26 protein-coding genes and 1 tRNA gene are annotated in these 26,103 nt (G+C 67.0%); 21 read left to right on the top strand and 6 right to left on the bottom strand.

Going from position 1 to position 26,103, the window contains the following annotated elements:
• Positions 1-34 precede the first annotated feature (34 nt).
• Together rapA and QLQ85_RS01715 are read right to left on the bottom strand one after the other, a co-directional pair.
• Positions 35-2,983 (bottom strand): RNA polymerase-associated protein RapA, encoded by a 2,949-nt coding sequence (gene rapA / locus QLQ85_RS01710; protein ID WP_282737415.1) that lies wholly within the window; start codon positions 2,981-2,983, stop codon positions 35-37.
• A gap of 117 nt (positions 2,984-3,100) precedes the next feature.
• A complete protein-coding gene (locus QLQ85_RS01715) occupies positions 3,101-3,901 on the bottom strand; it encodes a TlpA disulfide reductase family protein (protein ID WP_282737442.1) in 801 nt (266 codons plus the stop codon).
• A gap of 124 nt (positions 3,902-4,025) precedes the next feature.
• On the opposite strand from QLQ85_RS01715, the gene QLQ85_RS01720 reads away from it, so the two are divergent.
• Positions 4,026-4,268, top strand: coding sequence for a hypothetical protein (locus QLQ85_RS01720; RefSeq protein ID WP_282720182.1), 243 nt, complete (start codon positions 4,026-4,028; stop codon positions 4,266-4,268).
• The gene (locus QLQ85_RS01725; protein WP_282737416.1) at positions 4,252-5,826 is read left to right on the top strand and encodes a phospholipase D family protein; all 1,575 of its coding nucleotides are present in this window, start codon (positions 4,252-4,254) and stop codon (positions 5,824-5,826) included. Before QLQ85_RS01720 ends, QLQ85_RS01725 begins: the two co-directional genes overlap by 17 nt.
• An 88-nt stretch (positions 5,827-5,914) precedes the next feature.
• Here the strand turns inward: QLQ85_RS01725 and QLQ85_RS01730 are convergent.
• Positions 5,915-5,991, bottom strand: a tRNA-Pro gene (locus QLQ85_RS01730).
• A gap of 92 nt (positions 5,992-6,083) precedes the next feature.
• The gene (gene ispB / locus QLQ85_RS01735; protein WP_282737417.1) at positions 6,084-7,085 is read right to left on the bottom strand and encodes an octaprenyl diphosphate synthase; all 1,002 of its coding nucleotides are present in this window, start codon (positions 7,083-7,085) and stop codon (positions 6,084-6,086) included.
• A gap of 245 nt (positions 7,086-7,330) precedes the next feature.
• On the opposite strand from ispB, the gene rplU reads away from it, so the two are divergent.
• The 18 genes from rplU (at position 7,331) to QLQ85_RS01825 (ending at position 24,040) form a co-directional block, all read left to right on the top strand.
• A complete protein-coding gene (rplU, locus tag QLQ85_RS01740; RefSeq protein ID WP_102626716.1) occupies positions 7,331-7,642 on the top strand; it encodes a 50S ribosomal protein L21 in 312 nt (103 codons plus the stop codon).
• Positions 7,643-7,674: 32 nt separating this feature from the next.
• Positions 7,675-7,932, top strand: a complete 258-nt coding sequence (gene rpmA / locus QLQ85_RS01745) for a 50S ribosomal protein L27 (protein ID WP_102626715.1) — start codon at positions 7,675-7,677, stop codon at positions 7,930-7,932.
• Between the two features lie 101 nt (positions 7,933-8,033).
• Positions 8,034-9,221 carry an Obg family GTPase CgtA gene (gene cgtA, locus QLQ85_RS01750; RefSeq protein ID WP_282737418.1) on the top strand — a complete coding sequence of 396 codons (1,188 nt, stop codon included), beginning with the start codon at positions 8,034-8,036 and terminating at the stop codon, positions 9,219-9,221.
• Positions 9,222-9,400: 179 nt separating this feature from the next.
• On the top strand, positions 9,401-10,540 hold the full coding sequence (proB, locus tag QLQ85_RS01755; RefSeq protein ID WP_282737419.1) for a glutamate 5-kinase: 1,140 nt from the start codon (positions 9,401-9,403) through the stop codon (positions 10,538-10,540).
• Positions 10,541-10,765: 225 nt separating this feature from the next.
• Entirely contained in the window at positions 10,766-11,032 is a 267-nt protein-coding gene (gene rpsT, locus QLQ85_RS01760) for a 30S ribosomal protein S20 (protein ID WP_102626712.1), read from the top strand.
• Positions 11,033-11,258: 226 nt separating this feature from the next.
• Positions 11,259-12,782, top strand: coding sequence for a murein biosynthesis integral membrane protein MurJ (gene murJ / locus QLQ85_RS01765; RefSeq protein ID WP_282737443.1), 1,524 nt, complete (start codon positions 11,259-11,261; stop codon positions 12,780-12,782).
• 73 nt (positions 12,783-12,855) lie between these two features.
• A complete protein-coding gene (locus QLQ85_RS01770) occupies positions 12,856-13,467 on the top strand; it encodes a LemA family protein (protein ID WP_282737420.1) in 612 nt (203 codons plus the stop codon).
• Between the two features lie 2 nt (positions 13,468-13,469).
• On the top strand, positions 13,470-14,537 hold the full coding sequence (locus tag QLQ85_RS01775) for a TPM domain-containing protein (RefSeq protein ID WP_282737421.1): 1,068 nt from the start codon (positions 13,470-13,472) through the stop codon (positions 14,535-14,537).
• A 108-nt stretch (positions 14,538-14,645) separates the two neighbouring features.
• Positions 14,646-15,692, top strand: a complete 1,047-nt coding sequence (gene ribF, locus QLQ85_RS01780; RefSeq protein WP_282737422.1) for a bifunctional riboflavin kinase/FAD synthetase — start codon at positions 14,646-14,648, stop codon at positions 15,690-15,692.
• 10 nt (positions 15,693-15,702) lie between these two features.
• Positions 15,703-18,537: an isoleucine--tRNA ligase gene (ileS, locus tag QLQ85_RS01785; protein ID WP_282737423.1), complete on the top strand. Its 2,835-nt coding sequence runs from the start codon at positions 15,703-15,705 to the stop codon at positions 18,535-18,537.
• Between the two features lie 9 nt (positions 18,538-18,546).
• Positions 18,547-19,107 (top strand): signal peptidase II, encoded by a 561-nt coding sequence (gene lspA / locus QLQ85_RS01790; RefSeq protein ID WP_282737424.1) that lies wholly within the window; start codon positions 18,547-18,549, stop codon positions 19,105-19,107.
• A 98-nt stretch (positions 19,108-19,205) separates the two neighbouring features.
• Entirely contained in the window at positions 19,206-19,667 is a 462-nt protein-coding gene (fkpB, locus tag QLQ85_RS01795) for an FKBP-type peptidyl-prolyl cis-trans isomerase (protein WP_282720172.1), read from the top strand.
• A 157-nt stretch (positions 19,668-19,824) separates the two neighbouring features.
• Positions 19,825-20,793: a 4-hydroxy-3-methylbut-2-enyl diphosphate reductase gene (ispH, locus tag QLQ85_RS01800; RefSeq protein WP_282737425.1), complete on the top strand. Its 969-nt coding sequence runs from the start codon at positions 19,825-19,827 to the stop codon at positions 20,791-20,793.
• Between the two features lie 164 nt (positions 20,794-20,957).
• Positions 20,958-21,380, top strand: coding sequence for a type IV pilin protein (locus tag QLQ85_RS01805; RefSeq protein WP_282737426.1), 423 nt, complete (start codon positions 20,958-20,960; stop codon positions 21,378-21,380).
• Complete coding sequence (locus QLQ85_RS01810; RefSeq protein ID WP_282737427.1) at positions 21,361-21,825, top strand: GspH/FimT family pseudopilin; 465 nt, start codon at positions 21,361-21,363, stop codon at positions 21,823-21,825. Before QLQ85_RS01805 ends, QLQ85_RS01810 begins: the two co-directional genes overlap by 20 nt.
• Before the next feature lie 47 nt (positions 21,826-21,872).
• On the top strand, positions 21,873-22,274 hold the full coding sequence (gene pilV, locus QLQ85_RS01815; RefSeq protein WP_282737428.1) for a type IV pilus modification protein PilV: 402 nt from the start codon (positions 21,873-21,875) through the stop codon (positions 22,272-22,274).
• Entirely contained in the window at positions 22,271-22,876 is a 606-nt protein-coding gene (locus QLQ85_RS01820) for a PilW family protein (RefSeq protein WP_282737429.1), read from the top strand. The genes pilV and QLQ85_RS01820 overlap by 4 nt, the downstream gene beginning before the upstream one ends.
• 30 nt (positions 22,877-22,906) lie before the next feature.
• On the top strand, positions 22,907-24,040 hold the full coding sequence (locus tag QLQ85_RS01825; RefSeq protein WP_282737430.1) for a pilus assembly PilX family protein: 1,134 nt from the start codon (positions 22,907-22,909) through the stop codon (positions 24,038-24,040).
• 16 nt (positions 24,041-24,056) lie between these two features.
• Here QLQ85_RS01825 and QLQ85_RS01830 read toward each other — a convergent pair whose 3' ends face one another.
• A complete protein-coding gene (locus tag QLQ85_RS01830; RefSeq protein ID WP_282737431.1) occupies positions 24,057-24,620 on the bottom strand; it encodes a GspH/FimT family pseudopilin in 564 nt (187 codons plus the stop codon).
• A gap of 80 nt (positions 24,621-24,700) precedes the next feature.
• Between QLQ85_RS01830 and thiO the strand changes: the two genes are divergently transcribed.
• Positions 24,701-25,786, top strand: a complete 1,086-nt coding sequence (gene thiO, locus QLQ85_RS01835) for a glycine oxidase ThiO (RefSeq protein ID WP_282737432.1) — start codon at positions 24,701-24,703, stop codon at positions 25,784-25,786.
• A 2-nt stretch (positions 25,787-25,788) separates the two neighbouring features.
• On the opposite strand, the gene QLQ85_RS01840 is transcribed toward thiO, so the two are convergent.
• A complete protein-coding gene (locus QLQ85_RS01840) occupies positions 25,789-26,049 on the bottom strand; it encodes a PP0621 family protein (protein ID WP_102626699.1) in 261 nt (86 codons plus the stop codon).
• Positions 26,050-26,103: the final 54 nt, after the last annotated feature.

The raw sequence follows: 26,103 nt of genomic DNA on the forward strand, positions 1-26,103 counted from the left end.
AGTCACTTCGGCAGCTCTACAGGCCTCGATGGCCTCAGCGCGTCTCCTCGCCCACCGTGACGATGACCCGCACGGCGTCGAGGCGCAGGCGGGCCCCGTCGATGGCGGCGTCCAGGTCGCTGCGCTCCTCGCGCAGGGCCTGGAGCTCGTCGTCGCGCACCGCCGGGTTATGGAGGGCCAGCGCCTCCAGGCGGTTGAGCTCGCCGTCCAGCTCGGCACGCATGCGCCGCTGGGCCGCCTCGACGATGGAGGAGAGCTCCCGCTCGGCCTCGCTCTCGCCGCGATCGATCAGCTCGCGCAACTGGTCGTGGCGGCTGCGGATCAGGTCGCGGGCCATGGCCTTCTTGACCTTCTGCAGGTTCTTCGACAGCCCGGTGAAGGAGACCTTGTCGGAGAGGCTGGCGCCGGACTCGTCGAGCAGCACCCGCACCGCAGTGGGCGGCAGGAAGCGGTTGAGGTGCAGCCGCCTGGGGGCCGGGCAATGGGTGCGGAAGACCATCTCGGCCATCAGCCGGCCGGCGGGAATCGACGGGTGCTTGAGCAGCGCCAGGGCCGTGTTGCCCATGGTGCCGTCGAGGATGCGGCCCATCATCTCGCGCAGCAGCGGGTGCTCCCAGGAGAGGTGCTGGACGTCGTCGCGGGCCAGGGCGCGTCGCCGGGAGAAGGTGGCCGAGAAGCCCTCCTCGCCCTTCACCAGCCCCGGCAGGCCGTCGAGCATCTGCGGGCTCGGCTGCAGGTGGAGGAGGCCGCCGCCGAGTTCCTGGCTGTCGACGCCGAAGATGTCCAGCGCCTGGTCCAGGTAGCGCGGCAGGGCGCGGTCCTCGTCGAGCTCGCGGATCGCCGCGGCCACCGTCTCGGCACGCTCATGGCGGCAGGCATTGAGCTCCAGCAGGCGGTTGCGCCCGGCATCGCGCTCGGCCAGGCGGTTCTCGAACAGCGCCCGGGTCTCCTCGATCACCTCGGCGAGGCTCTCGTCGTCGAGCAGGGCGTCGGCCAGGGCATCGCCGAAGGCGGTGAAGATCTCGCTGCCGACCCCATGGGGGCTGCTGAAGGCGTCCATGCCGTCGCGATACCAGCGCAGCAGCTTCTCGCCGGGGCTGCCCTCGAACACCGGCACGTGGAGCTCGATGGCATGCCGCTGGCCGATGCGGTCGAGTCGCCCGATGCGCTGCTCGAGCTGGTCCGGGTGCAGCGGCAGGTCGAACATCACCAGGTGGCGACAGAACTGGAAGTTGCGCCCCTCGGAGCCGATCTCCGAGCAGACCATCACCTGGCAGCCCTCCTCCTCGTCGGCGAAGGCGGCGGCGGCGCGATCGCGCTCCACCAGCGAGAGGCCCTCGTGGAACACCGGGGCATGGAGGCCGCCCAGCACGCGCAGCCCCTCGGCGAGCCCCTGGGCGGTCTCGCGGTCGTGGGCGATCACCAGCACCTTGTCGTCGGCGAAGCCGTCGTCGGCGGTGTCGGCGAGCCGCTCGAGCAGCCAGGTGACGCGGGGGTCGAACTGCCACCAGGGCTCGGTATTGAGCGGGTCGTCGGCGAGCGCGCGGTACATGGTGTCCAGGTAGACGAGCACCTCGGGGTGGTCGAGGCCGGTCTCGATCAGCAACTCGTCCAGGTAGTCCTCGTCGCGTTCCAGGCGGCGCAGGACCCGGCGGTAGGACGACGGCAGCTCGAGGCGGGCGACATGCAGCCGGCGCTCGGGGAAGCCCCCCACGTGGCGGCGGCTGTTGCGGAACATCACCCGCCCGGTGCCGTGGCGGTCGAGCAGCTGATCGCGCAGCTGGTCGCGGGCGGCGCTACGCTGGGCGGCGCCGGCCTCGCCGTTGGCCAGGGTCTCGAGCAACGCCAGGCTGTCGGGTTCGTCGATCACCGCGGCGACCCGTTCGCGATCGCCGGCCCCGCCGGGCAGGCGCTCGAGGGCGTCGATCGCCTCGGCCACCTCCACGTAGTGCGCCTCCTCCTCGCGGAAGCGCTCGACGCTGTGGTAGCGGTCCGGGTCGAGCAGCCGCAGCCGGGCGAAGTGGCTTTCCAGTCCCATCTGCTCCGGGGTGGCGGTGAGCAGCAGCAGGCCCGGCACCGCCGCCGCCAGCCGCTCCACGCAGGCGTAGCTCGGCCCCACTACCTCGTCGGACCACGCCAGGTGATGCGCCTCGTCGACGATCAGCAGGTCCCAGTCGCAGGCCTCGGCCTGGGCCTGGCGGCGAGGGTTGGCGAACAGCCAGTCCTGGCTGGCCAGCACCAACTGGCCGGCCTCGAAGGGGTTGGCCTCGCCGTGGGCCTGGCTCTGCTGCTCGTCGAGCAGGGTCACCTCGAGGGCGAAGCGGCGCAGCAACTCGACCAGCCACTGGTGGGTGAGGCTCGCCGGCACCAGGATCAGCGCCCGCTCGGCGCGGCCGGTGAGCAGCAGCCGGTGCAGGATCAGGCCCGCCTCGATGGTCTTGCCCAGGCCCACCTCGTCGGCGAGCAGCACCCGTGGGGCGTGGCGGCGGGCTACCTCGTCGGCGATGTAGAGCTGGTGGGGAATCAGGTCGATGCGCGGCCCGGCCAGGCCCAGCGCCGGGTTCTGCTCGATGCGATGGAAGTGGTGCAGGGTGCGAAAGCGCAGGTCGAACCAGTCGTTGCGGTCGACCTGGCCGGTGAGTAGGCGGTCGCGGGCCTGGTCGAACTGCATGGTGTCGGCCAGTTGGGCCTCGGGCAGTTCGCGCAGCTCGCCCTGTTCATCCTCGCCGATGTAGACGATCAGGCCGTCGACCTCCTTGCTGTCGTCGACGGTCAGGCTCCAGCCCTCGGCGGCCTGGATGCGATCGCCGCTGCCGAATGCCACCCGGGTGAGCGGGGCCTGGCGGCTGCTGTAGGTGCGGGTTTCCTGGCTGGCGCCGAAGAGCACGGTGACGCTGCGGAAGTCGCAGCCGAGAATGGTGCCCAGGCCGAGTTCGGCTTCGCCGTCGCTGATCCAGCGCTGGCCGGGTGAATAGTCGCTCATGATGCCTCGGAGGATGCTGAAAACGGTGCGCTCGTTCGCCGCCATCGCCGGGATGGCGGCAACAGGGCGCGGTATCTTACAGCAAAGGCCGGCGCGGCTTAAGTGTGACGGGCGGGGTCAGGGCTTCCGCAACCAGCCGTCGAGCTGGGCACGACTGAGCTCCCCCACGTGGCGCTCCACGGCGCGCCCCTCGGCGTCGAACAGCACGGTGGTGGGCAGCCCGGGAGACTCCGTCAGTACCATCAGCTCCTGGTGCGGGTCGAGCAGTGGGTAGCGGAACGCCAGGTCCTGTTCGTCGAGATAGCGAACGACCTGCAGCAGGTCCTCGCCCTGGTTGGCCACCACGACCGTCACGCCGTCGCGGGCGTCGGCCTCGGCGAGCAACGGCATCTCGCGCAGGCAGGGGGGGCACCAGGTGGCCCAGAGGTTGACCACCACCAGCTCGCCGCGCAGCGAGCGCAGCTCGACCGGCTCGCCCTCGAGGTTCTCCAGGGCGATGTCGGGCAGTTCGCGCAGCGGCATGTCGTCGCCCAGCGGGGCCAGGGTCACCAGCACCAGCCACAGGCTCGAGCTGCCCACCACCAGGGCCATGGCGCCGATCAGGCGCAGCAGGTGGGCGCGCAGGGCCCAGCCGGTCCAGATCAATGCCGCCACCATGCCCCACAGGCCATGAAAGCCCGGCTGCCAGAGCTTGACGATGTCCAGCGGCGCGGCGACATAGGCGTCCAGGTTCAGGGCCACGTGGCCGAGGCGGGCGCCGACCAGCCAGGCCAGCACCAGGCCATTGAACCAGCGGGCGTGCTCGCGGCGCGGCAGGCCGAGCAGCCAGGCGCTGGCCAGCAGCAGGAGCAGGGCGGCAGCGAAGGCATAGAGACGGGGTACCGAGATCAGCGCGGGACCCAGGGCGATGGCATCCATGGCGGGGGCGAGGCTCCAGGAGAGAGGGTCGGCGTCCACGAACAGGCGCGTTACAATGACGAGTTCGACGGCTAGCCTACTGCCAGCGTGCGAGGCTGTCACTCATACTCGTGCGGGAGCATCCATGGCCAAGCCTGCCTTCGACACCCTGCGCGCCCTGGCCATTGCCAGCCAGGCGCTGGGGTTCATTCTCATCATCACCCTCGAGACCATGATGGGCGATGCCGCCCGCCCCTGGCAGGGGGTGACCCTGGCGGCAATGGTGACGGCCGCGCTATGGATCGCCCTGGTGCGGCTGTATCGGCGCAACCGGTCGCGCAAGGCCCTGGCGCGACGACTGGCGGACGACGATGATGATGCCGCCTGAGCATCGCCGGCGACGTGGCCGGCTGCCCTGCTGGTTGGTCGTGCTCTCGCTGCTGGCCGGCTGTGCGGCGCCGCCGGTGGTCCGCGAGCACGGCGTGGCGCTGCGGCCCGGCGAGATCGAGGCCACGGCCCTGGGGCGCTGGGCCCGCGAGGCGTCGCGGACGAACGGCGGTGACAGCGGCTTCGCGCTGCTGGCGAACGGCGAGGAGGCCTTCGCGGTACGGGCCCGCCTGGTCGAGGAGGCCGAGCGACGCGTGGATGTCCAGACCTACCTGATGGACGACGGGCAGACCACCCGGGTCCTGCTGCGTCGCCTGCTCGATGCCGCCGAACGGGGCGTCGTGGTGCGCCTGCTGCTCGATGACGTCGGTGCCATAGGCCAGGCCGGGCGCCTCACCGCCCTGGACAGCCACCCCAATGTCCAGGTGCGGGTCTTCAACCCGGTCGCCTTCGGTCGCGACCACCTGGTGACCTGGGTGCTGGCCGCGGCACCCACGGTCTGGCGCACCCATCGGCGCATGCACAACAAGCTCTGGGTCGTCGACAATGCGGTGGCGATCACCGGTGGGCGCAACCTGGGCGACGCGTACTACAATGCCGACGAATCGCGTAACTTCGCCGACCTCGACCTGCTGGCGGTGGGCCCGGTGGTCGATCCGCTCTCGCTGAGCTTCGACCTCTACTGGAATCACGGCCTGGCCCAGCCGATCGGGCGCTATCATGCGGTCCCGGCGGGTGCCTGGCAGGCGCTGCGTGATGAACTCGGTGGCTGGCTGGAAGAGCAGCACGAGTCCCCCTATGTCACCGCGCTGCGTGACCGTCGGGGGGTGTCGGCACGCGATGCGCTGGCGGATGCGCTTCACTGGGGGCAGGGCGAGGCGGTGTGGGATCCGCCCGGCAAGCTGCGGATGCCTGGCCGGCCGCCCCTCGAGGCGACATTGGGCGGGGCGCTGGAAGATCAGCTGTCCGAGCTCGAGTCGCGCTTCGTGATCATCTCCGCCTATTTCGTGCCCACCGAGATCGGTACCCGCCTGCTGGCCGGACTGGTCGAGTCCGGGGTGCGGGTGGCGGTGATCACCAATTCGCTGGAAGCCGGCGACCTGCCGGAGGTCCACGGCGCCTACATGTCGCGTCGCCGCGCGCTACTCGAGAGTGGCGTGCGGCTGTTCGAATTGCGTGCCCAGCACCACCGCGGGGAGGAGGCCGCCATCGGCATTTCCGGCTCCTTCTCGTCGGCCCTGCACATCAAGGCGCTGAGCTTCGACGATGAGCGGCTGTTCGTCGGCTCCTTCAATGTCGACCCGCGCTCGCTGTGGTGGAATACCGAGGTGGGAGTGCTGGTCGAGAGTACCAGCCTCAATGACGAGTTCCTGGCGCTGGCCGACATCGGCATGAGCCCGGCACTCAGCTACGAGGTCGTGCTGGACGACGCCGGAGGGCTGTTCTGGCTGGCGGAAGTCGATGAGGAGCTGGTGCGTCTCGAGCGCGAGCCGGGCCGCCGTTGGCACCACTTCCGCGCCTGGCTCAGCCGGGTGTTGAAACTGGAGCCCTGGCTGTGAGCGTGGGTGCTCGACGTGCGCTTCGTGCCGGGCAACGCAAAACCGCCACCCGGCATGATCCGTAGGTGGCGGCTTTTGCGATGTTCTTTGGTCGGAGTAGCAGGATTCGAACCTACGACCTCTGCCTCCCGAAGGCAGCGCTCTACCAAGCTGAGCTATACTCCGATCTTGCGTCGCGGGGCGCGTTGCCTCGCCGACGGAAGCGCATTATACGCAAACGCCGTCGCCGTGCAAGCCCCCGGGCGGGTATCCCGTTGTCAGGCCTGGCGATCCACCGCCATGCGGGCCAGCTCGGCCATGCTGTCGCGGTAGTCGCTGACCGGCAGCCGCTCGAGCTGTTCCAGGGCCTTGGCGGCCATCTCCTCGGCCCGGGCGCGGGTGTAGTCCAGGGCGCCGGTCTCGCGAACGATGGCCAGTACCTCGTCGAGGTGCTCGAGCCCGCCCTCGCGGATCGCCTGGCGAACCAGGCGGGCCTGGTCGGGGGTGCCGGCGGCCATGGCCTGGATCAGCGGCAGGGTCGGCTTGCCCTCGGCCAGGTCGTCGCCGACGTTCTTGCCCATGGCCTCGGCATCGCCCTGGTAGTCGAGCAGGTCGTCGATCAGCTGGAAGGCCAGCCCCAGGTAACGGCCGTAGTACTGCAGGGCGGCCTCCTGCTCGGGGGTGGCTCCGGCGAGGATGGCGCCGCTGTGGGAGGCCGCCTCGAACAGCATGGCGGTCTTGCCCTGGATGGTCTCGAAGTAGGTGGTCTCGTCGGTATCCGGGTTGCCCACGTTGGTGAGCTGCTGCACCTCGCCCTCGGCGATGGTGCAGGTGGCCGCCGACAGCACCTCCATAATCCGCATCGATCCCACCCCGACCATCATCTGGAAGGAGCGTGAATAGAGGAAGTCGCCGACCAGCACCGAGGGGGCGTTGCCCCAAGCGTCATTGGCGGTGGCCTTGCCGCGGCGCATGTGCGACTCGTCGACCACGTCGTCGTGCAGCAGGGTCGAGGTGTGCATGAATTCGATCAGGGTGGCGAGCGTCACATGCTCGTCGCCCTGGTAGTCCAGCGCACGGGCGGCCAGCAGCACCAGCAGCGGGCGCAGGCGCTTGCCGCCGCTCTGGATGATGTACTGGCCGATGGTCTCGACCAGCGGGATCCGTGAGGCGAGCTGAGCGACGATGGTGCGGTCGACGGCGGCGAAGTCCTCGGCGACCACGGCATGGATGGGCGAGGGGGCGGCAGCGGTGGTCGGCGGCGAGGCGTTGGCAGGCATGTGGGCGTTATCGACAGTAAGGAGGGGCCTTGGGTTGCCGGCCATGCTATGGGGCCCCCATGGGGGCGTCAAGGCGAAGCGGTCGGGGGGCGAGGAGAAGGGGGCGGCGGGTTGTATGGCGTCGCGGGCATGGTTATAATGCGCGGCCCACTCATCACGCTCCCTGTCAGATGGCTGCCGGAAGGGGCGCCACTCGAAGCAGGCCGATGAAGAGCCAACCCAGGATGAGTTCCGGAGAGAGAAGCATGTACGCAGTTATCAAGAGCGGTGGCAAGCAGTACCGCGTTCAGGAAGGCCAGACCCTCAAGCTCGAGAAGCTGGAAGTGCCGACCGGCGAAGCCGTCGAGTTCGACGAAGTGCTGCTGGTGGCCGATGGCGACGACGTCAAGGTCGGCGCGCCGCTGGTCGACGGTGCCAAGGTGGCCGCCGAGGTCGTCTCCCACGGCCGTGGCGACAAGGTGACCATCATCAAGTTCCGCCGCCGCAAGCACCACATGAAGCGTCAGGGCCACCGTCAGTGGTTCACTGAAGTCAAGATCACCGGGATCTCCGCGTAAGCGGTCCACTCCCCTGAACGGAGGTTTATTCCATGGCACATAAGAAGGCAGCCGGCTCCACACGTAACGGCCGCGATTCCGAATCCAAACGCCTTGGCGTCAAGCTCTATGGTGGCCAGGCGGTAACCGCCGGCAACATCATCGTGCGTCAGCGCGGCACCAAGTTCCACGCCGGCACTGGCGTCGGCCTCGGCCGCGATCACACCCTGTTCGCCCTGAACGATGGCGTGATCAAGTTCGAGACCAAGGGGCCGAAGAACCGTAAGTTCGTCAGCGTCGTCTCTGCCTGAGAGCGCGCGGATTTGCAGCAGGAAGGCCCCGCCCAGGCGGGGCCTTCTTGTACTTATATCATGGCGGTTGGGGTGGCTGGTTGCCGCCTGGAGAGTGACAGATGCAGTTCGTCGACGAAGCCTCGATCATCGTGGAAGCCGGCAATGGCGGTAACGGCTGCCTGAGCTTCCGCCGCGAGAAGTACGTGCCCAAGGGCGGGCCCGACGGTGGCGACGGGGGCCATGGCGGCAGCGTCTACCTGATCGGTGACGATGCGCTCAACACCCTGATCGACTTCAAGTACCAGCGCTTCTACAAGGCCCAGAACGGCAAGCCCGGGATGGGGCGGCAGATGAGCGGCAAGGCCGGCGAGGACCTGCACGTCAAGGTGCCGGTGGGCACCACGGTGATCGACGAGGACACCCTCGAGGTGATCGCCGACGTCACCGAGATCGGCCAGGTGGTGCTGGTGGCCCAGGGGGGGCGCCGCGGGCTCGGCAACATCCACTTCAAGTCGTCGACCAACCGGGCGCCGCGGCGCACCACCCCGGGCACCGAGGGTGAGCGCCGCAACCTGCGCTTCGAGATGAAGGTGATGGCCGACGTGGGCCTGCTGGGCATGCCCAATGCCGGCAAGTCGACGCTGATCCGGGCCGTCTCCGCGGCCAAGCCCAAGGTCGCCAACTACCCCTTCACCACCCTGGTGCCGAACCTCGGCGTGGTGAAGCTCGGCACCCACGAGCACTTCGTGATGGCCGACGTGCCGGGGCTGATCGAGGGCGCCTCCGACGGCGCCGGCCTGGGGCTGCGCTTCCTCAAGCACCTGACCCGCACCCGCCTGCTGTTCCATGTGATCGATGTGGCCCCCTTCGACGAGTCCGACCCGGTGGAGGCCGCCGAGGCGATCATCCGCGAACTGGGCCAGTTCTCGCCGGCGCTCGCCGAACTGCCTCGCTGGCTGGTGATCAACAAGCTCGACCTGCTGCCGGAAGAGGAGCGCGAGGCGCGGGTCGACGAGATCGTGCGTCGCCTCGGCTGGGAGGGCCCGGTGTTTCGCATCTCCGCCATCTCCAGTGACGGCACCGAGGTGCTGGTCCAGGCCGCCCATCGCTGGCTCACCGAGCAGCGTCGGCTGGAAAACGAGGACGAGGAGGCCGCCGAGCGCGCCCGCGAGATGCGCGCCCGCATGGAAGAGGAGGCGGTGGCCCGCACCGAGGCGCGCTTGGGCCGTAAGCGCAAGCGGGACGACGAGGACGACGACGACTTCGATGATGATGACTACGACGTCGAGGTCGAGTACGCCCCTTGAGGAATCGGTCGCCGGCGCTGGTGCTTCCTATGGGGTCAGACCCCGGCGGTGGCGTCACTCGCTGGCGAAGGGCACGAAGACGGTCCGGGCAGTTTGGCTGGGGTCTGACCCCATAGGGGCGACCTCGGCATAGCTCCCTGCTCCGGGCTAGCGGATATCACGTCAGGGTTGAGGAGCGAATGGAAAGCAACGGGCAGGTGGTCGGCCGCGAGGCGCTGAGTGGTGCCCGCCGGGTGGTGGTGAAGATCGGCAGTGCGCTGCTGACCAACGACGGTCGCGGCCTCGACGAGGCGGCCATCGGCGGCTGGGTTGACCAGATCGCCGAGCTGCACCGGCGCGGCATCGAGGTGGTGCTGGTCTCCTCCGGCGCGGTGGCGGCCGGCATGGTGCGCCTCGGCTGGCAGGCCCGCCCCTCGGCGGTGCATGAGCTCCAGGCCGCCGCCGCGGTGGGGCAGAACGGCCTGACCCAGTGCTACGAGCACCACTTCGCTCGCCATGGCCTGCTCACCGCCCAGGTGCTGCTGACCCACGACGACCTCTCCAATCGCAAGCGTTACCTCAACGCCCGCTCGGCGCTGCGCACCCTGGTCGGCCTGCGCGTGGTGCCGGTGGTCAACGAGAACGATACCGTGGTCACCGACGAGATCCGCTTCGGCGACAACGACACCCTGGGCGCCCTGGTGGCCAACCTGCTGGAGGCCGATGCCCTGGTCATCCTCACCGACCAGGAGGGGCTGTTCGACGCCGACCCGCGCCACGACCCCGGGGCCCGGCTGATCCACGAGGGGCGCGCCGACGACCCGAGCCTGGCCGCGGTGGCCGGGGGGGGCGGCGCCCTGGGGCGTGGCGGCATGACCACCAAGGTCCAGGCGGCGCGGCTCGCGGCGCGCTCCGGGGCCTATACCGCGATCGCCAGCGGCCGCCAGCCCGAGGTGCTCACCCGGCTGGCCGCGGGCGAGCGGCTGGGCACCCTGCTCAGCCCGGAGCAGGCCCCGATGGCGGCGCGCAAGCGCTGGCTGGCCGGCCAGCTGCAGGTGCGCGGCACCCTGACCCTGGACGCCGGCGCGGTGAAGGTGTTGCGTGGCAGCGGTTCCAGCCTGCTGGCGGTCGGCGTCAAGGCGGTGTCGGGCAGCTTCGTCCGCGGCGACATGGTGCTCTGTGTCGACGAGCAGGGGCACCGGGTCGCCAAGGGACTGGTCAACTATGGCGCCGAGGACGCCGCTCAGATCCTCGGCAAGCCGAGCCACCAGATCGCGGCGGTCCTCGGCTTCATGGAGGCGCCGGAGCTGATCCACCGGGACAACCTCGTCGTCCTCTGAGGGCGCGCCGACGGCGGCCTGTCGCCGTTCGCGAGTATGGCCAGGGGGCGGGGTGCGTGATAGAATACGCCATCCTCTCAGACACGGCCCGTGAACGATCGCTGATGTCAAGCGGTCGGCCAGATGGCCACACCGGCGGAAAGGCTCAAACCTTCCTGCCGGATCAATACGTTATCGAAGCCGTCAAGAAGCCGGCGGCGACAGAATCTCCAAGGAGACAGTTCAGTGGCAAACAGCAAGCAAGCCCGCAAGCGTGCCCGCCAGGCGGAAGGTCGTCGTGTCCTGAAGGCGAGCCAGCGCTCCATGGTGCGCACCTACATCAAGCGCGTCATCAAGGCCATCAACGGTGGTGATCACGCCGAGGCCATGACCGCCTTCCAGAAGGCGCAGCCGGTCATCGATCGCATCGCCGACAAGGACGTGCTCTCCAAGAAGAAGGCCGCGCGCCTGAAGAGCCGCCTGAACAAGCGTATCAAGGCCCTGGCCGCCTGAGACTCGCCTGCTCCCTCGGGGGCGGATGTTTCTTACGGCCGGATAGGCACTTGAACAGAAAAACCGGCTGTGGCCGGTTTTTTTGTGCCCGTCACCCCGAGGTCTCCCAAGGAAGAGAGCCGTGAACGACCGCGAACAGGATCGACAGCCTCCCGTGCCGGCCCGCGACACGCCTGCCGTGCCGGCCGACGACGACCGCGTGGTGGCGCCCAAGGGCGGTGGCCTGATGCGCTCGGGGCTGGTGGTCAGCGTCATGACCCTGCTCTCGAGGGTCATGGGGCTGATGCGCGACGTGGTGGTGGCCGCCCTGTTCGGTGCCGGCAACGGTGCCGACGCCTTCTTCGTGGCCTTCAAGATCCCCAACTTCATGCGCCGCCTGTTCGCCGAGGGGGCCTTCAACCAGGCCTTCGTGCCGGTGCTCTCGGAATACGCCACCCGCGGCAGCAAGCGCGAGGTGCGCGAGCTGCTCGATGCGGTGGCCGGCAGCCTCACCGCGGTGCTGGCGCTGATCACCGCCGTCTTCATGCTGGCGGCTCCCTGGCTGGTGTGGGTCTTCGCCCCCGGCTTCGGCCGCGACCCGGCCAAGCTGGCGCTCACCGCCGACATGCTGCAGCTGACCTTCCCCTACCTGCTGCTGGTCTCGCTGACCGCCTTCGCCGGCAGCGTGCTCAACACCTGGAATCGCTTCGCGGTGCCGGCCTTCACCCCGGTGCTGCTCAACCTCTCGCTGATCGGGTCGGCACTGCTGCTCACCCCCGTGATGGACGAGCCGGCCATGGCGCTGGCCTGGGGGGTGCTGATCGCGGGGGTCGCCCAACTCGCCTTCCAGGTGCCCTTCCTGGTGCGGCTGGGGCTGATGCCCAGGCCCTGGCCCGATTTCGCCCACAGCGGGGTGAGGCGCATCCTGGTGCTGATGGCGCCGGCACTGTTCGGCGTCTCGGTCTCCCAGATCAACCTGCTGCTGGACACCGTGCTGGCCTCGCTGCTGGCGCCGGGCAGCGTCTCCTGGCTCTACTACTCCGACCGCCTGGTGGAGCTGCCGCTGGGGGTGTTCGGCATCGCCATCGGTACCGTGATCCTGCCGGCGCTCTCCAAGCGGCATGCCGAACAGTCCGGCGAGCACTTCGCCGCCATGCTCGACTGGGCGATCCGCGCCGTGCTGCTGCTGGGCCTGCCCGCAGCGCTGGCCCTGGCGGTGCTCGCCGAGCCGCTGCTGATCTCGCTGTTCCACTACGGCGCCATGACCGAGCGCGACATCGCCATGGCCGCCATGAGCCTGCGCGCCTATTCGCTGGGCCTGGTCGCCTTCATGCTGATCAAGGTGCTGGCGCCGGGCTTCTTCGCCCGCCAGAACACCCGGACCCCGGTGAAGATCGGCATCATCGCCATGGTCGCCAACATGGTGTTCAACCTGATCCTGATCTGGCCGCTGGCCCACGCCGGCCTGGCCCTGGCCACGGCGCTCTCGGCCTTCCTCAACGCCGGCCTGCTGGGCTGGCTGCTCCACAAGGAGCGGGTGCTGGTGTTCCAGCCCGGCTGGGGGCGCTACGCCGTGCAACTGCTGGGCGGGTGCACGGTGATGGGCGTGGGCCTGGCGTGGCTCGCGCCCGACTGGCAGCAGTGGCTGGGCTGGGGCGTGTGGACCCGGGTGCAGTGGCTGGCGGCGCTGGTGGCGGCAGGCGCGGCGGTCTATTTCGCCTGGCTGGCGGCGTTCGGCGTGCGGGTCCGGCATTTCCGGATGAAGGGCTAGGAGCTCCTGCAGGCGGTGTCGACCGGCGCTACTATCATGGGATGGTACATCGCAAAGATCGGGAGGGGCCGGCATGGACGCAGGGAACGGGAAGCGCCGCATCGATGGTGGGATCGTGCGGCTGCTGATCATCGTGCTGCTGGGGGTGGGGCTGATCAGCGTGCCCTGGCTGGCCCACAATCGGCTGGTGGCGGGTGAAGAGGCCGTCGACGCGGCCTGGGCCGATGTCGAGAGCAACCTGCAGCGCCGCGCCGACCTGGTGCCCAACCTGGTGCGCAGCCTGCGGCAATACATGACGCACGAGAGCGAGACCCTGGTGCGCCTGGTCCGTGAGCGTGCCGAGGCGTTGAGCGAGGCGCTGGAGAAGACCCGCGAGATCGAGACCTCGCGGATCGCCGGGCTGGACGCGGCCCTGTCCCAGGACCTCGGCCGGCTGATGCGGCAAGCCGGCGAGCATCCCGAACTGCGCTCCGGCGACCAGTTCCTGCGCTTCCAGGCCCAGCTCGAGGGCAGCGAGAATCGCCTCAATGTGGCGCGCATGCGCTACAACGAGGCGGTGCGCGAATACAACGCCGGCCTGCGCGGTTTCGTGGGCCGCTGGGTCGCCGAGCCGATGGGGCTGCGGTCGCGGGACTACTTCGAGGCGAGCCCCGCCGCCTCCGAGCCCTTCGCGGTGGAGTTCTAGCCGTGGCCGTCGTGCCGGTGGTCGGCGCCGGGCTGTTGATCCTGGCGCTGCTGCTGGCCGGGTGGGGGTGGCGCTTTGCCTGGTGGGGGCTCCTGGGGCTGGCGGCGCTGGTGCTGCTCGGCTCGCCCTGGTGGCCGCGGGGCCCCGAGCTGGTGGAGGATCGGGTCGGGCTGCTGGCGGACGCCGAGCGGGAGCGCCTGAGTGACTACCATGCGCTGCTGCGGGCCGACCACGGCATCGACTACCGGGTGGTGATCGGGCGCGAGCTCGGCGACCTGGACCGCTTCGCCGTCGATCATTTCCGGCGCCACGAGCTGGGGGCGGGCGGGGACGCCGGCCGGGGCCTGCTGCTGGTGCTGGACGTGGCGGCCAACGAGGTGCGCCTCGAGGTGGGGCATGGGCTGGAGGCGGTCTTCGTCGATGCCTTCGTCGCTTATGTCGAGGCGCGCCAGATGACCGAGTTCTTCGCCGTGGGGCGGGTCGCCGACGGCATCCTGGCCAGTACGGAGCTGATCGTGGCGCAGGCCGAGACCGCCGAGGGCGAGGTGCTCCCGGCCCTCGCGGGCAGTGGGGGGGCCGGGGCACGCATGCCGGCGCGCCTGGGGGAGGGGGCCACGGCTGCCGACGAGGCACAGGTGGCGATCGGCGACGGTGCCACACCGCACGATGTGCTGGCGGCCTATCGCCGCGCCATGCAGCAGCGCAACGACAACCCCGAGCTGGTGATCTACGGCCGCGAGACGCGACGCATGCTGGCCGACTGGGTGATGACCCCGGCGCAGATGGACAACATGGCACGCAGCCTGGCGGGCTGTCCGGTCGCCCGGGAGCTGATCGCCGCCGACGCCCGTCGCGTGGTGCTGCTCGCCCCCCTGGCCGAGCGCCGCTGCCCGCCGTACTTCTTCGTTCGCGAGGGCGGGGCCTGGCGCCTGGACCTGGCCGGCATGATGCAGGCCGTGCGTTTCGGCCGCGACAATCGCTGGCGCCTGGAGGTCGGGGCCCTCGGCCCCTACGGGTTCGGTTTCGAGGGCATGGCGCTGGATGCCAATGGTTATCCCGTGGTGCCTTAGGTCGGCCCGGAGCAAAGACCAACCGGCCGCGGCTGTCAAGGGGCCGGCTGTCCGGTATAATCCTGCACTTTACATGTTCCAACCTCTACGGGGCCCGTGGCGATTCCCATGCGAGTGATTCGAGGACTGCACAATCTGCGCGAGGAACACCGCGGCTGCGTGGCCACCATCGGCAACTTCGATGGGGTGCACCGCGGCCACCAGGCGATCCTCGACCAGTGCCGCGAGCAGGCCGCCGTGCTCGGCCTGCCGGTGACGGTGGTGGTCTTCGAGCCCCAGCCCCGCGAGTTCTTCGCCGGTGACCAGGCCCCGCCGCGGCTGACCCGCTTGCGCGAGAAGGTGCGCCTGCTGGTCGAGGCCGGCGTCGAGCGCATCCTCTGCCTGCCGTTCAACGACGCCCTGCGCAGCCTGACCGCCGAGGAATTCATCGACCGGGTGCTGATCGACGGCCTGGGCGTGCGCCACCTGGTGGTGGGCGACGACTTCCGCTTCGGCTGCGACCGTCGCGGCGACTTCCACCTGCTCACCGAGGTGGGCGAGGCGCGGGGCTTCAGCGTCGAGCATACCCGCACCTTCACCCTCGACGACGAGCGGGTCTCCAGCAGCCGGGTGCGCACCCTGCTGGCCAGCGGCAACTTCAGCGGCGCGGCGCGCATGCTGGGGCGCCCCTACCGCCTGGGCGGCCGGGTGGTGCCCGACCAGCAGCTCGGCCGCACCATCGGCGTGCCCACCGCCAACCTGCCCCAGCCGCCCCGGCCGCTGGCGCTGCAGGGCGTCTATGCGGTGATCGGCGAGCTGCCCGACGGCCGCCGTCTGCCCGGCGTGGGCAACATCGGCTGGCGTCCCACCCTGGGGAGTCAGCGACCCGTGCTGGAGGTGCACCTGTTCGATTTCGACGGCGACCTCTACGGCCAGCGACTGACGGTCTTCCCCTGCGCCAAGCTGCGCGGCGAGGTGAAGTTCGCGGATTTCGACGCCCTCAAGCATCAGATCGGCACCGACCTGCAGCGTGCGCGGCGGTACTTTCTCGAACACGCTGCCGCCGGCGAGCAGGCGGCGGACGACACCCTTCCTCTGGCATCGGCGCCCTTGGCGCGCGAGGCCGTGATTTCCGATTCCTCGGCGGGCCTGCCCGCCGACCACGACGACGGCTGACCCCCAGGATATGAGCGACTACAAGCACACTCTGAACCTGCCAGAAACCGACTTTCCCATGCGCGGCATGCTGCCCAAGCGTGAGCCCGAACGGCTGGCCCAGTGGGACAAGCTGGATCTCTACCATCGCCTGCGCGAGGAGCGCCGGGGACGGGAGCTGTTCGTGCTGCACGACGGTCCTCCCTACGCCAACGGCAGCATCCATATCGGTCACGCCGTCAACAAGATCCTCAAGGACATCATCGTCAAGTCGAAGAACCTGGCCGGCCTCGATGCCCCCTACGTGCCGGGCTGGGACTGCCACGGCCTGCCCATCGAGCACAAGGTGGAGACCACCCATGGCAAGCACCTCGCCCCCGAGCGCGCCCGCGCGCTGTGCCGCGAGTACGCCGGTGAGCAGATCCAGGCGCAGTTGAGTGACTTCGTGCGCCTGGGGGTGGTCGGCGACTGGGGCAACCCCTACCGCTCCATGGACTTCGCCAACGAGGCCGGCGAGATCCGTGCGCTCGCCGACATGGTCGAGGCGGGCTTCGTCTTCAAGGGCCTCAAGCCGGTCAACTGGTGCTTCGACTGCGGCTCGGCCCTGGCCGAGGCCGAGGTGGAGTACGCCGACAAGCAGTCCGATGCCATCGACGTGGCCTTCCCGGCCGCCGATGAGGCCGGGCTGGCCGCCGCCTTCGGCCTGGAGGCGCTGCCCAAGCCCGCCGCCATCGTCATCTGGACCACCACCCCCTGGACCGTGCCGGCCAACCAGGCGCTGAACGTCCACCCCGAGTTCACCTACGCCCTGGTCGATGCCGGCGAACGGCTGCTGGTGCTGGCCGAGGAGCTGGTGGAGTCGTGCCTCGAGCGCTTCGAGCTCGAGGGCGAGATCATCGCCACCGCCACCGGCGAGCGGCTCGACGGCGTCACCTTCCGCCACCCCCTCTACGATCGCCTGTCGCCGGTCTACCTGGCCGACTACGTCGAGTCCGAGGTCGGCAGCACCGGCATCGTCCACTCGGCCCCGGCCTACGGCGTCGACGACTTCGTCACCTGCCGCGCCCACGGCATGGACTTCAGCGAGATCAAGAGCCCGGTGCAGGGCGATGGTGTCTACGCCGACGACCTCCCGTACTTCGGCGGCCAGCTGATCTGGAAGGCCAACCCGCGGATCGTCGAGAAGCTCGCCGAGGTCGGGGCGCTGCTGGCCCACAAGACCATCACCCACAGCTACATGCACTGCTGGCGCCACAAGACCCCGGTGATCTACCGGGCCACCGCCCAGTGGTTCGTGGGCATGGACATCGAGGGCAAGGACGGCAAGACCCTGCGTGAAAAGGCGCTGGAGGGCATCGAGGCGACCCGCTTCACCCCGGCCTGGGGCCAGGCGCGGCTGCACGCCATGATCGCCAACCGCCCGGACTGGTGCATCTCGCGCCAGCGCAACTGGGGCGTGCCGATCCCCTTCTTCCTGCACAAGGCCACCGGCGAGCTGCATCCGCGCACCGTCGAGCTGATGGAGCTGGCCGCCCAGCGCGTCGAGGTCGAGGGCATCGACGCCTGGTTCCGTCTCGACCCGGCCGAGCTGCTGGGCGAGGAGGCCGCCGACTACGACAAGGTCACCGACACCCTGGACGTCTGGTTCGACTCCGGCACCACCCACCGCCACGTGCTGCGCGGCTCCCACCCCCACGGCCACGACCAGGGGCCGCGGGCCGACCTCTACCTGGAGGGCTCCGACCAGCACCGCGGCTGGTTCCACTCCTCGCTGCTGACCGGCTGCGCCATCGACGGCCATCCGCCGTATCGCGGCCTGCTGACCCACGGCTTCACCGTGGATGCCCATGGCCGCAAGATGTCCAAGTCGGTGGGCAACGTGGTGGCGCCCCAGGAGGTGATGGACAAGCTCGGCGCCGATATCCTGCGCCTGTGGGTCGCCTCCACCGACTACGCCGGCGAGATGGCGGTCTCCGACGAGATCCTCAAGCGCACCGCCGACGTCTACCGTCGCATCCGCAACACCGCGCGCTTCCTGCTCGCCAACCTCAACGGCTTCGAGCCCGAGCGCGACGCCCTGGCCTTCGACGACATGCTGGTGCTGGACCAGTGGGTGGTCGACCGCGCCGCCCAGCTCCAGGCGCGCATCGAGCGCGCCTATGAGGAGTATCGCTTCCTCGATGTCTACCAGCAGGTGCATGGCTTCTGTGCCCGCGAGCTGGGTGGCTTCTACCTGGACGTGATCAAGGATCGCCAGTACACCACCCAGGCCGAGTCGGTGGCGCGCCGCAGTGCCCAGACCGCGCTCTACCAGGTGGTGGAAGCGCTGTCGCGCTGGGTGGCGCCGATCCTGTCGTTCACCGCCGAGGAGATCTTCGAGAACATCCCCGGCAAGCGCGGCGACAGCGTGCTGCTCGAGAGCTACTATGGCGGACTCTCGACCCTGGCGGACGGTGCCGAGATGGGGCGCGACTTCTGGGAGCAGGTGCTCGAGGTCAAGCAGGCGGTGAACAAGTGCCTGGAAGACGCCCGCAACGCCAAGACCATCAAGGGCAGCCTGGCCGCCGAGGTGACGCTGTTCGTCGACGACGAGCTGCGGGCGACCCTGACCAAGCTGGGCGACGAACTGCGCTTCGTGATGCTGACCAGCGAGGTGCACCTGGCACCGCTCGCCGACGGCCAGGCCGCCGAAGCCACCGACCTCGACGGCCTGAAGGTGGCCGTGGCGGCGAGCGCACACAAGAAGTGCGAGCGCTGCTGGCACCATCGCGAGGATGTGGGGTCGCACGGCGAGCACCCCGATCTGTGCGGGCGCTGCATCAGCAACCTGCCGGATGGTCCCGGTGAAACCCGACATTTTGCATGAGTCGATGAGATGGCCGAGAGAGGCGAACTGAGCGTGAGCGGCAAGCGAGAGCCCCGGAAGGATACCCAGGTGGAACCCCTGCGCCGCCCGCTGCGCTGGCTGTGGCTGGCCGCGGCGGTGATCGTGCTCGACCTGGGCACCAAGGCGCTGGCCGCCGGCCTGCTGAGCTATGCCCAGCCGGTGGAAGTGCTGCCGTTCTTCAACCTGACGCTGCTGCACAACACCGGTGCGGCCTTCAGCTTCCTGGCCGGCCACCCCGGCTGGCAGCGCTGGTTCTTCGCCGTGATCGCGGTGGGGGCCAGCATCGGCCTGACGATCTGGATGACGCGGCTCAAGGCCGACGAGAAACTGCTCGCCGTGTCGCTGGCGCTGATCATCGGTGGTGCCCTGGGCAACCTCTACGATCGACTGGTACACGGCTATGTGGTCGACTTCCTCTCCTTCCACGTCGCCGGCTGGTACTACCCGGCCTTCAACGTGGCGGACATCGGCATCACCCTGGGGGCCATCGGGCTGATCTGGGAGTCCACCCTCGGCGAGCGGCGCCGGGCACGGCGGCGCCAGGGCTAGCGGCGGCCACGACACGCCCCGCTGAGCGAATTCATTCACGGTTGCGGCGTCCCATGGCGATGGGCCAGGCGGCAACCCGCGAGTTTCGAGAGAACGCAATGAGCGACCAACAGTCACAGGGGCATCGTATCGACGAGGGCATGGAAGTGACCCTGCACTTCACCCTCAAGCTGGAAGACGGCACCGTGGTGGACTCCACCCGCGACAAGGCGCCCGCCACCTTCCAGGTCGGCGACGGCAACCTGCCGCCGGGCTTCGAGGCGCCGCTCAAGGGGCTGGCCGACGGCGACACCGGCAGCTTCGAGATCACCCCGGAGCACGCCTTCGGCCAGCACAATCCGCAGAACATCCAACTGCTCAAGCGCGACGACTTCGAGAGCGATGAGCCGGAAGTGGGGATGGTGATGTCATTCGCCGATGCCGCCGGCGGCGAACTGCCCGGCGTGATCACCCGCATCGACGACGACCAGGTGGAAGTGGACTTCAATCATCCGCTGGCGGGGCGTACCCTGACCTTCGAGGTGGAAGTGATCGACGTGAAGCCCGCCACCACCCATTGAGGGCACCGCGGCGTTGGGGTCAGACCCCGGCGGAGTCGGTCAGGCTGGGTAAGTGGCACTGCGACAGACATGATGATCCGGCGGTCTGACCCCATAGGGGCCCACCCCGGCGCCCGCAATTCGTTACCGGTGCGTTGAGCATCAAGGCAAGGCAACCATGCAAGCTAATTCTTTGCAGATCAGGCTGGCCAACCCGCGCGGCTTCTGCGCCGGCGTCGACCGCGCCATCGAGATCGTCAACCGCGCCCTCGATGTCTTCGGCCCGCCGATCTACGTGCGCCACGAGGTGGTCCACAACCGCTTCGTGGTCGATACCCTGCGCCAGCGCGGCGCGGTGTTCGTCGAGGAACTCCACGAGGTGCCCGACGACGTCATCGTGATCTTCTCCGCCCACGGCGTCTCGCGTGCGGTGCAGGAAGAGGCCGACCGCCGCGGGCTGCGTGTCTTCGACGCGACCTGCCCGCTGGTCACCAAGGTGCACATGGAAGTGCTGCGCTACGCCCGGCGTGGCCAGGAGTGCATCCTGATCGGCCACGAGGGCCATCCCGAGGTGGAGGGCACCATGGGGCGCTACGACACTTCCCATGGCGGCCGCATCTATCTCGTGGAGGACGAGTCCGACGTCGAACGGCTCGAGGTCAGGGAGGCGAGTCGACTCGCCTTCGTCACCCAGACCACCCTGTCCATGGATGACACCGCCCGGGTGATCGAGGCGTTGCGCGCCAGGTTTCCCGAGATCCAGGGGCCGCGCAATGACGATATCTGCTACGCCACCCAGAATCGTCAGGATGCGGTGCGGGAACTGGCCGCCGGCAGCGACCTGGTGCTGGTGGTGGGCAGCCCCAACAGCTCCAACTCCAACCGGCTGCGCGAGCTCTCCGAGCGGGTCGGCACCCCGGCCTACCTGATCGACAGCGCCGAGCAGATCGATGCCGCCTGGCTGGACGGGGTGAAGGCCGTGGGCGTGACCGCCGGGGCCAGTGCCCCCGAAGTGTTGGTGCAGGGAGTGATCGAGCGGCTGCAGGCGCTCGGCGCCGCGGCCCCGCAGGAACTCGATGGTCGCGCCGAGACCATCACCTTCTCGATGCCGCGGGAGCTGCGTGAGCGGGTGATCGCCAGCGACTAGACTGCAGGGCGAGTGGCTGCTAACCGGCTGTCGCTGGAGCCGCAAGAACCGCAAGGCAGGAAAGCCGGGCTCAGGCCCGGCTTTTTTGGTCCCGTGCCCTATCGAGAATGAGTTTCTTGATACATACTGAAACCAAATGTAACGACACCATGGAGACGCGCCGCGTGACCGAGCAGAGCACCCGACGCAGGCCCCAGGGCCCTTCAGGCACCACCCGGCGAGCCGCCGGCTTCACGCTCATCGAACTGATGATTGCGGTAGCCGTGATCGGGATTCTCGCCGCGATCGCCTATCCCAGTTACACAAGGTATGTGCAGGAGGCGCGGCGAACCGATGCCATGTCGACGTTGACCAGCGTCGCCGGACAGCTCGAGCGGTGCTACACGGTATCCAGTGACTACACGGACTGCGTCACTTTTCCCGTTGACTCGGAAGAGGAATTTTATGAAATCACGGCTACGACGTTGACGGCATCGACATTCACATTGCAAGCCGCCCCACAGGGAGCCCAGTCTGGGGATGCTTGTGGCAACTTTACGCTGAACCACCAAGGCGTGAGGGGGGCAGGTGGAACCGACTGCTGGTAATGATAAAAAACGTGCCGGCTTCACTCTGGTTGAGTTGTTGGTGACACTTGCCGTGGCAGTAATCCTGGCGACCGTGGCCGTGCCTAATTTTCGGGGTCTGTTGGAGCGGAATCAATTCGCCATCGAGTATAACGAGGTGCTTTCTGGTTTCTATTATGCTCGAAGCGAGGCCATCAAGCGTCGTGAGAACGTTACCGCGACCATTTCTCAGGCCGATGGAACCTGGAGGCTTGTGGTGACTGACTCCGCCTCGCCTGCCAACGAGCTCATGGTGAGGGAGGGGGAAGATGGTGACGTGAGTGTTCCGTCAGGCTCCGTTTCTTTCAATAGTCTCGGGCGGCGTGATAGTTGTAGTGGCTGGGAGGAGGGCTGCACTGTGACTGTCAGCAGTGCTTCGCTAACAGGTGTTATAGAAATTAATGTGACGGGAAGGGTGGCAAAGTAAGCGTTTCACATATACTCGATTGGCGACTGATTATGAATAATAGGTCGATGAATGGTTTTACTTTGCTTGAGGTGCTGGTGGCCCTCTTGGTACTCAGTTTTGGTTTTCTGGGGGTTGCTGCGATGCAAGTTAAATCCATGCAGGCAGCTCATGTATCCTATCAGCGTTCAATTGCCACCTTGGCGGCTCAGGATGCGGGAGAAAGGCTATGGGCGGAATTGGCCAATAACCCACCTGTTTGTCCGACAACGAATACCGGTGATGCATGGTCGGTGGCTTGGTATGGTGAATGGAGTCAGCTCCTTCCCGGGCTGGTTCATGATGGCAGCACTATTTCAAAGAATGATTGTACCTATACCATAACCGTCGAATGGCAAGATGACAGATTCGGTGGAGAGAATGTGTCGAATCTAGTGTATGTAATTCGCTTGCCTGGAGATGTGTCATGAAGGCTCTTAGTCGGGGGCGGGAAAAGCAGCGAGGCTTTACGCTCGTCGAGTTGATGGTGGCATTGGTGATAGGGCTTCTTGTGATACTGGGGGCAACTCAATTGTTCGTGTCAGGGAGGCTGGCACTAAACCGTGTAGAAGAGCTGACGTGGCGACAGAGCAATCTTGACTATGTTGCCGAAACGCTTTTTCGAGAAATTCGCATTGCCAATGGCCAAGTGGCTCCTGTTTCTGGAGGTAGTCGAGTGTCAAGTTCTGCGAATCTGCTTATCGAGTTTGATGAGTCCTCGTCTGGTTATGATCCCTATTGTGGTGGAGACCAGCTCGTGGGGGTGGAATACTTCAAGCCGACAGATGATGATTCGTTGAGAGTGCAGGTAAAGTGTTCTTCGGCGTCAGAGTATGATCTTTACCCAACGGGAGGGGTCGAGGTCATAGAAGGAGTGAGGTCGCTGGAGTTTCGCGGAGATGTCACTTCGGGAGGCTCGCCCTATATTGAGGTTGATATCGGATTTTCTTTGATGTCCGGTGAGAGTTCTACGACAGCCGATGTGAGTTATGTCGTGACGAATCGAAAAAAGGTCATAGAAAGCCTCAACTGAACAATGTGAGTTTGTAGCACAGGAGGCGGTATGAAAAAACGGCAGCGAGGTTCCGCTCTAATAGTCAGCCTAGTGCTGGTGACTGCGGCCTTGATGGTTGGGGTGTCAGGAATGCAATCGGCGCAGATCGAGGAGTCAGCTTCGGGGAACCGGAGAGCAGCTGCCAGCGCCTATATGGCTGCCGAGTATGGTGGTGATGAAGCACTGAATACCGTCAGCTTTGCTTCGTTGGGAAATGGTACTTGTACAAGCGGTTCAGGCAACGTTGGTAACACCCAGGCAGTTGTGTCATACAGCTATGATGCCTGCAAGAGCTCGGGGGGAGGGATCGCGACGATTAATGCGCAAGGGAGTGTAGGTGGGGTGGTCAGAGAGGTAGTGATAGAATACATCCTGTCATCAGGATTTCTTGGTTTATCACCCATTAATCTTCCTACGCCGTTGTCTGCATTCAATGCGGCAAACTCAAATGCCTTTGTCGTCGAAGGGCAGATATCGAGTGGAGGGGATGGTGGCCACCTCCCGGCTATTTCAACTGCGGGCAACAGGGACGATGTCTTGGCAGAGATTGGTGATAGGGAGGATAATTACTCTGGTGGAATTTCTGACTCGATTAGTGAGAGCATTTTGCAGGATCCAGTCGCGTTTGAAAGCTTCATTACTGAGGTGAAGAGTGTTGCCGATGGCTCGGGGCGGACCTTCTCTGCGTCGTCAGATGTTGATACTTATGGTACAACCACCCTAGATGGCTCTCCGGATGCTAAGTTGACTTATATAGACGGTGACTTCACTGTGTCCGGTAATTGGTCGGGTAGAGGGCTGCTGGTTGTCAATGGCGATTTCGATGTTAGCGGAACCCCCTATTTCGAAGGGCTGGTGATCGTTCTCGGGAATAACTATAGCCTGAGTGGTGGTGGTGATGGTGGCATCAATGGAGCGATGATAGCGGCGCCTATCGACTCGAGTGCTTCGACTCTGGTTTATGATAGTGCCAATGTGACCGTTTCGGGTGGCGGTAATGCCGACTATGCTTATGATGGTGAAGCACTGGATGATGCCTTCGAGTTGCTTTCGGGGACTTCTGCCGAAACAATGTGGAATACCCAGAATGTTAGCACTCACAGTTCTTACTACGTCAGCAGCTGGCGAGAGGTTGTTGATTAATGGTTTCGGTTAGGTATTAGCAACTGGGGGGAGCGGCTGTTGCGCGAACCCTTCCAGCATTGTTTAGTACAAGTGATGTGCTTGCACCATGTTTTCCGCACACATTGAAAGTGCCGTTGTAACCTTGTGACCAGCCCATGGCGGAGAACCGTATCGGGCGGTCATCCCTGTTGAAGCTGACCTCGACCTGATCTGAGGCTTCCAGCACGCTGAGGACGGTGTTTCCCGCCAGGACGCCTTCCGTCACCTCGCCGTCGACGATGACCCAGTCGTGCCCCCAGTTGTCGAATGTACAGGTGTCGTAGGCTGGCCCCGGGCTGGCACAGATCGAAATGGCCGTTCTCCGCGTGATGGCGGTGTTGCGCGCCATGGCCAGGGCGGTCTTGAGGCGCAGGACCTCGGCGGCGACCTCGTTGCGGGCGGTGAAGTTCTGGAAGCCCGGGATGGCCCAGGTGACCAGGATGACGAGCACGGCGATGGCGACGACCAGCTCGATCAGCGTCAGGCCGCGCTGGCGGTGCTTTGCCAGCGGCTCTCGCTTGCCGGTAAGGTACAAGGCGCGCGCGGTGACGGGGCGCATGGCTCCCTCCTTCCCTGGGGTGGTCACTTCACCCTAGCCAAGCCACCGCGCCTCTCTGTAAGCCATTTCGGACAATGCCTGTGAGTGAATTCCTTGTCGTGGGTGGCGGCGTCATCGGCATGATGACGACGCTGCAACTGGCCGATGCCGGCCATTCGGTGACCCTGCTCGAACGTGGCGACTGCGGTCGCGAGGCCTCCTGGGCCGGCGGCGGCATCGTCTCGCCGCTCTATCCCTGGCGCTACAGCACGCCGATCTCGCGGCTCTCCACCTGGTCGGAGGGCAGCTACCCCGAGCTGGCGCTGCGTCTGCTGGAGGAGACCGGCATCGATCCGGAGTACCGCCAGAAGGGGCTGCTCTACCTGCGGGTCGATGACGAAGCGCACGCCATGGCCTGGGCGCGGGATGTGGGCAAGCCGCTCGAGCGGGTCGATGCGGACTTCCTCTACGCCAAGGAACCGCAGGCGGCCCCGGGGCTTGCCGAGGCGCTGTGGATGCCGACCCTGGGCAGCATTCGCAACCCGCGGCTGGTGCAGGCGCTGCGCGCTCGGCTGGCTGCCATGCCCCGGGTCACCCTGCGCGAGCAGTGCGAGGTCACCGGTTTCGAGCGGGCCGGCCGGCGGATCAGCGCGGTGCGTACCGCTTCCGGGGCGGTCTCGGGGGGGCAGGTGATCGTCTGTGGTGGTGCCTGGGCGGCGGGCCTGCTCGAGCGGGTCGATGTCCGGCTGCCGGTGCGGCCGGTGAAGGGGCAGATGATCCTGTTCAAGGCGCCGCCGGGTCTGGTGAAGCGGGTGGTGTTGATGGACGGGCGCTACGTGATTCCCCGGGCCGATGGCCGGGTGCTGGCCGGCTCCACCCTGGAAGAGTGCGGCTTCGACAAGAGCACGACGAACGAGGCCCGGGAATCCCTCTGGCAGAGCGCGGTGACGATCATCCCGGCGCTGGCCGACTGCGAGGTGGAGCACCACTGGGCGGGGCTGCGTCCCGGTTCGCCGGATGGCGTGCCCTTCATCGGCACGGTACCGGGGGTGGATAACCTGAGCGTGAACGCCGGGCACTACCGCAACGGCCTGGTGCTGGCCCCGGCCTCGACCCGGGTGCTGGTGGATCTGCTGCTGGGGCGCGAGCCGATTCTCGATCCGGCTCCCTATCGTGTGGCGCGATAACGCTACTCGGACTTCTGCTCTTCCAGATACTTGTCACGATGGGCGCTGCAGCAGAACCACTCCTCCTTCTCGCGCAGCGCCTCGTTCTCCGGCACATGGACCTTGCACCAGGTACAGCGCACCATCTGGTTGCCCTCCTGCCGTTCGTCATCCTCGAGCAGTTCCTGGCGTTCGAGCTTCCACTCCCGGTACATGCGGTAGAGCTTGAGGCCGGCGAAGAACAGCACGGCGAAAATGATCAGGCGAATGAGCAACAGGTTCATCCTTTGTGAGACTCCCTGATGAAGGGCGGCCGTCTTTGCCACTTGGCCGCCCTT

This window comes from Halomonas kalidii (assembly GCF_030010475.1).
Lineage (GTDB): Bacteria > Pseudomonadota > Gammaproteobacteria > Pseudomonadales > Halomonadaceae > Halomonas > Halomonas heilongjiangensis.

Coding starts and splice junctions, on each gene's coding strand:
- QLQ85_RS01830 (WP_282737431.1), bottom strand. CDS start 24,620: ATGCGCCCCGTCACCGCGCGCGCCTTGTACCTTACCGGCAAGCGAGAG.
- QLQ85_RS01715 (WP_282737442.1), bottom strand. CDS start 3,901: ATGGATGCCATCGCCCTGGGTCCCGCGCTGATCTCGGTACCCCGTCTC.
- rapA (WP_282737415.1), bottom strand. CDS start 2,983: ATGAGCGACTATTCACCCGGCCAGCGCTGGATCAGCGACGGCGAAGCC.
- ileS (WP_282737423.1), top strand. CDS start 15,703: ATGAGCGACTACAAGCACACTCTGAACCTGCCAGAAACCGACTTTCCC.
- rpmA (WP_102626715.1), top strand. CDS start 7,675: ATGGCACATAAGAAGGCAGCCGGCTCCACACGTAACGGCCGCGATTCC.
- QLQ85_RS01770 (WP_282737420.1), top strand. CDS start 12,856: ATGGACGCAGGGAACGGGAAGCGCCGCATCGATGGTGGGATCGTGCGG.
- QLQ85_RS01840 (WP_102626699.1), bottom strand. CDS start 26,049: ATGAACCTGTTGCTCATTCGCCTGATCATTTTCGCCGTGCTGTTCTTC.
- lspA (WP_282737424.1), top strand. CDS start 18,547: ATGGCCGAGAGAGGCGAACTGAGCGTGAGCGGCAAGCGAGAGCCCCGG.
- rplU (WP_102626716.1), top strand. CDS start 7,331: ATGTACGCAGTTATCAAGAGCGGTGGCAAGCAGTACCGCGTTCAGGAA.
- murJ (WP_282737443.1), top strand. CDS start 11,259: ATGCGCTCGGGGCTGGTGGTCAGCGTCATGACCCTGCTCTCGAGGGTC.
- fkpB (WP_282720172.1), top strand. CDS start 19,206: ATGAGCGACCAACAGTCACAGGGGCATCGTATCGACGAGGGCATGGAA.
- QLQ85_RS01725 (WP_282737416.1), top strand. CDS start 4,252: ATGATGATGCCGCCTGAGCATCGCCGGCGACGTGGCCGGCTGCCCTGC.
- cgtA (WP_282737418.1), top strand. CDS start 8,034: ATGCAGTTCGTCGACGAAGCCTCGATCATCGTGGAAGCCGGCAATGGC.
- ispH (WP_282737425.1), top strand. CDS start 19,825: ATGCAAGCTAATTCTTTGCAGATCAGGCTGGCCAACCCGCGCGGCTTC.
- QLQ85_RS01720 (WP_282720182.1), top strand. CDS start 4,026: ATGGCCAAGCCTGCCTTCGACACCCTGCGCGCCCTGGCCATTGCCAGC.
- QLQ85_RS01825 (WP_282737430.1), top strand. CDS start 22,907: ATGAAAAAACGGCAGCGAGGTTCCGCTCTAATAGTCAGCCTAGTGCTG.
- ribF (WP_282737422.1), top strand. CDS start 14,646: ATGCGAGTGATTCGAGGACTGCACAATCTGCGCGAGGAACACCGCGGC.
- proB (WP_282737419.1), top strand. CDS start 9,401: ATGGAAAGCAACGGGCAGGTGGTCGGCCGCGAGGCGCTGAGTGGTGCC.
- ispB (WP_282737417.1), bottom strand. CDS start 7,085: ATGCCTGCCAACGCCTCGCCGCCGACCACCGCTGCCGCCCCCTCGCCC.
- QLQ85_RS01820 (WP_282737429.1), top strand. CDS start 22,271: ATGAAGGCTCTTAGTCGGGGGCGGGAAAAGCAGCGAGGCTTTACGCTC.
- pilV (WP_282737428.1), top strand. CDS start 21,873: ATGAATGGTTTTACTTTGCTTGAGGTGCTGGTGGCCCTCTTGGTACTC.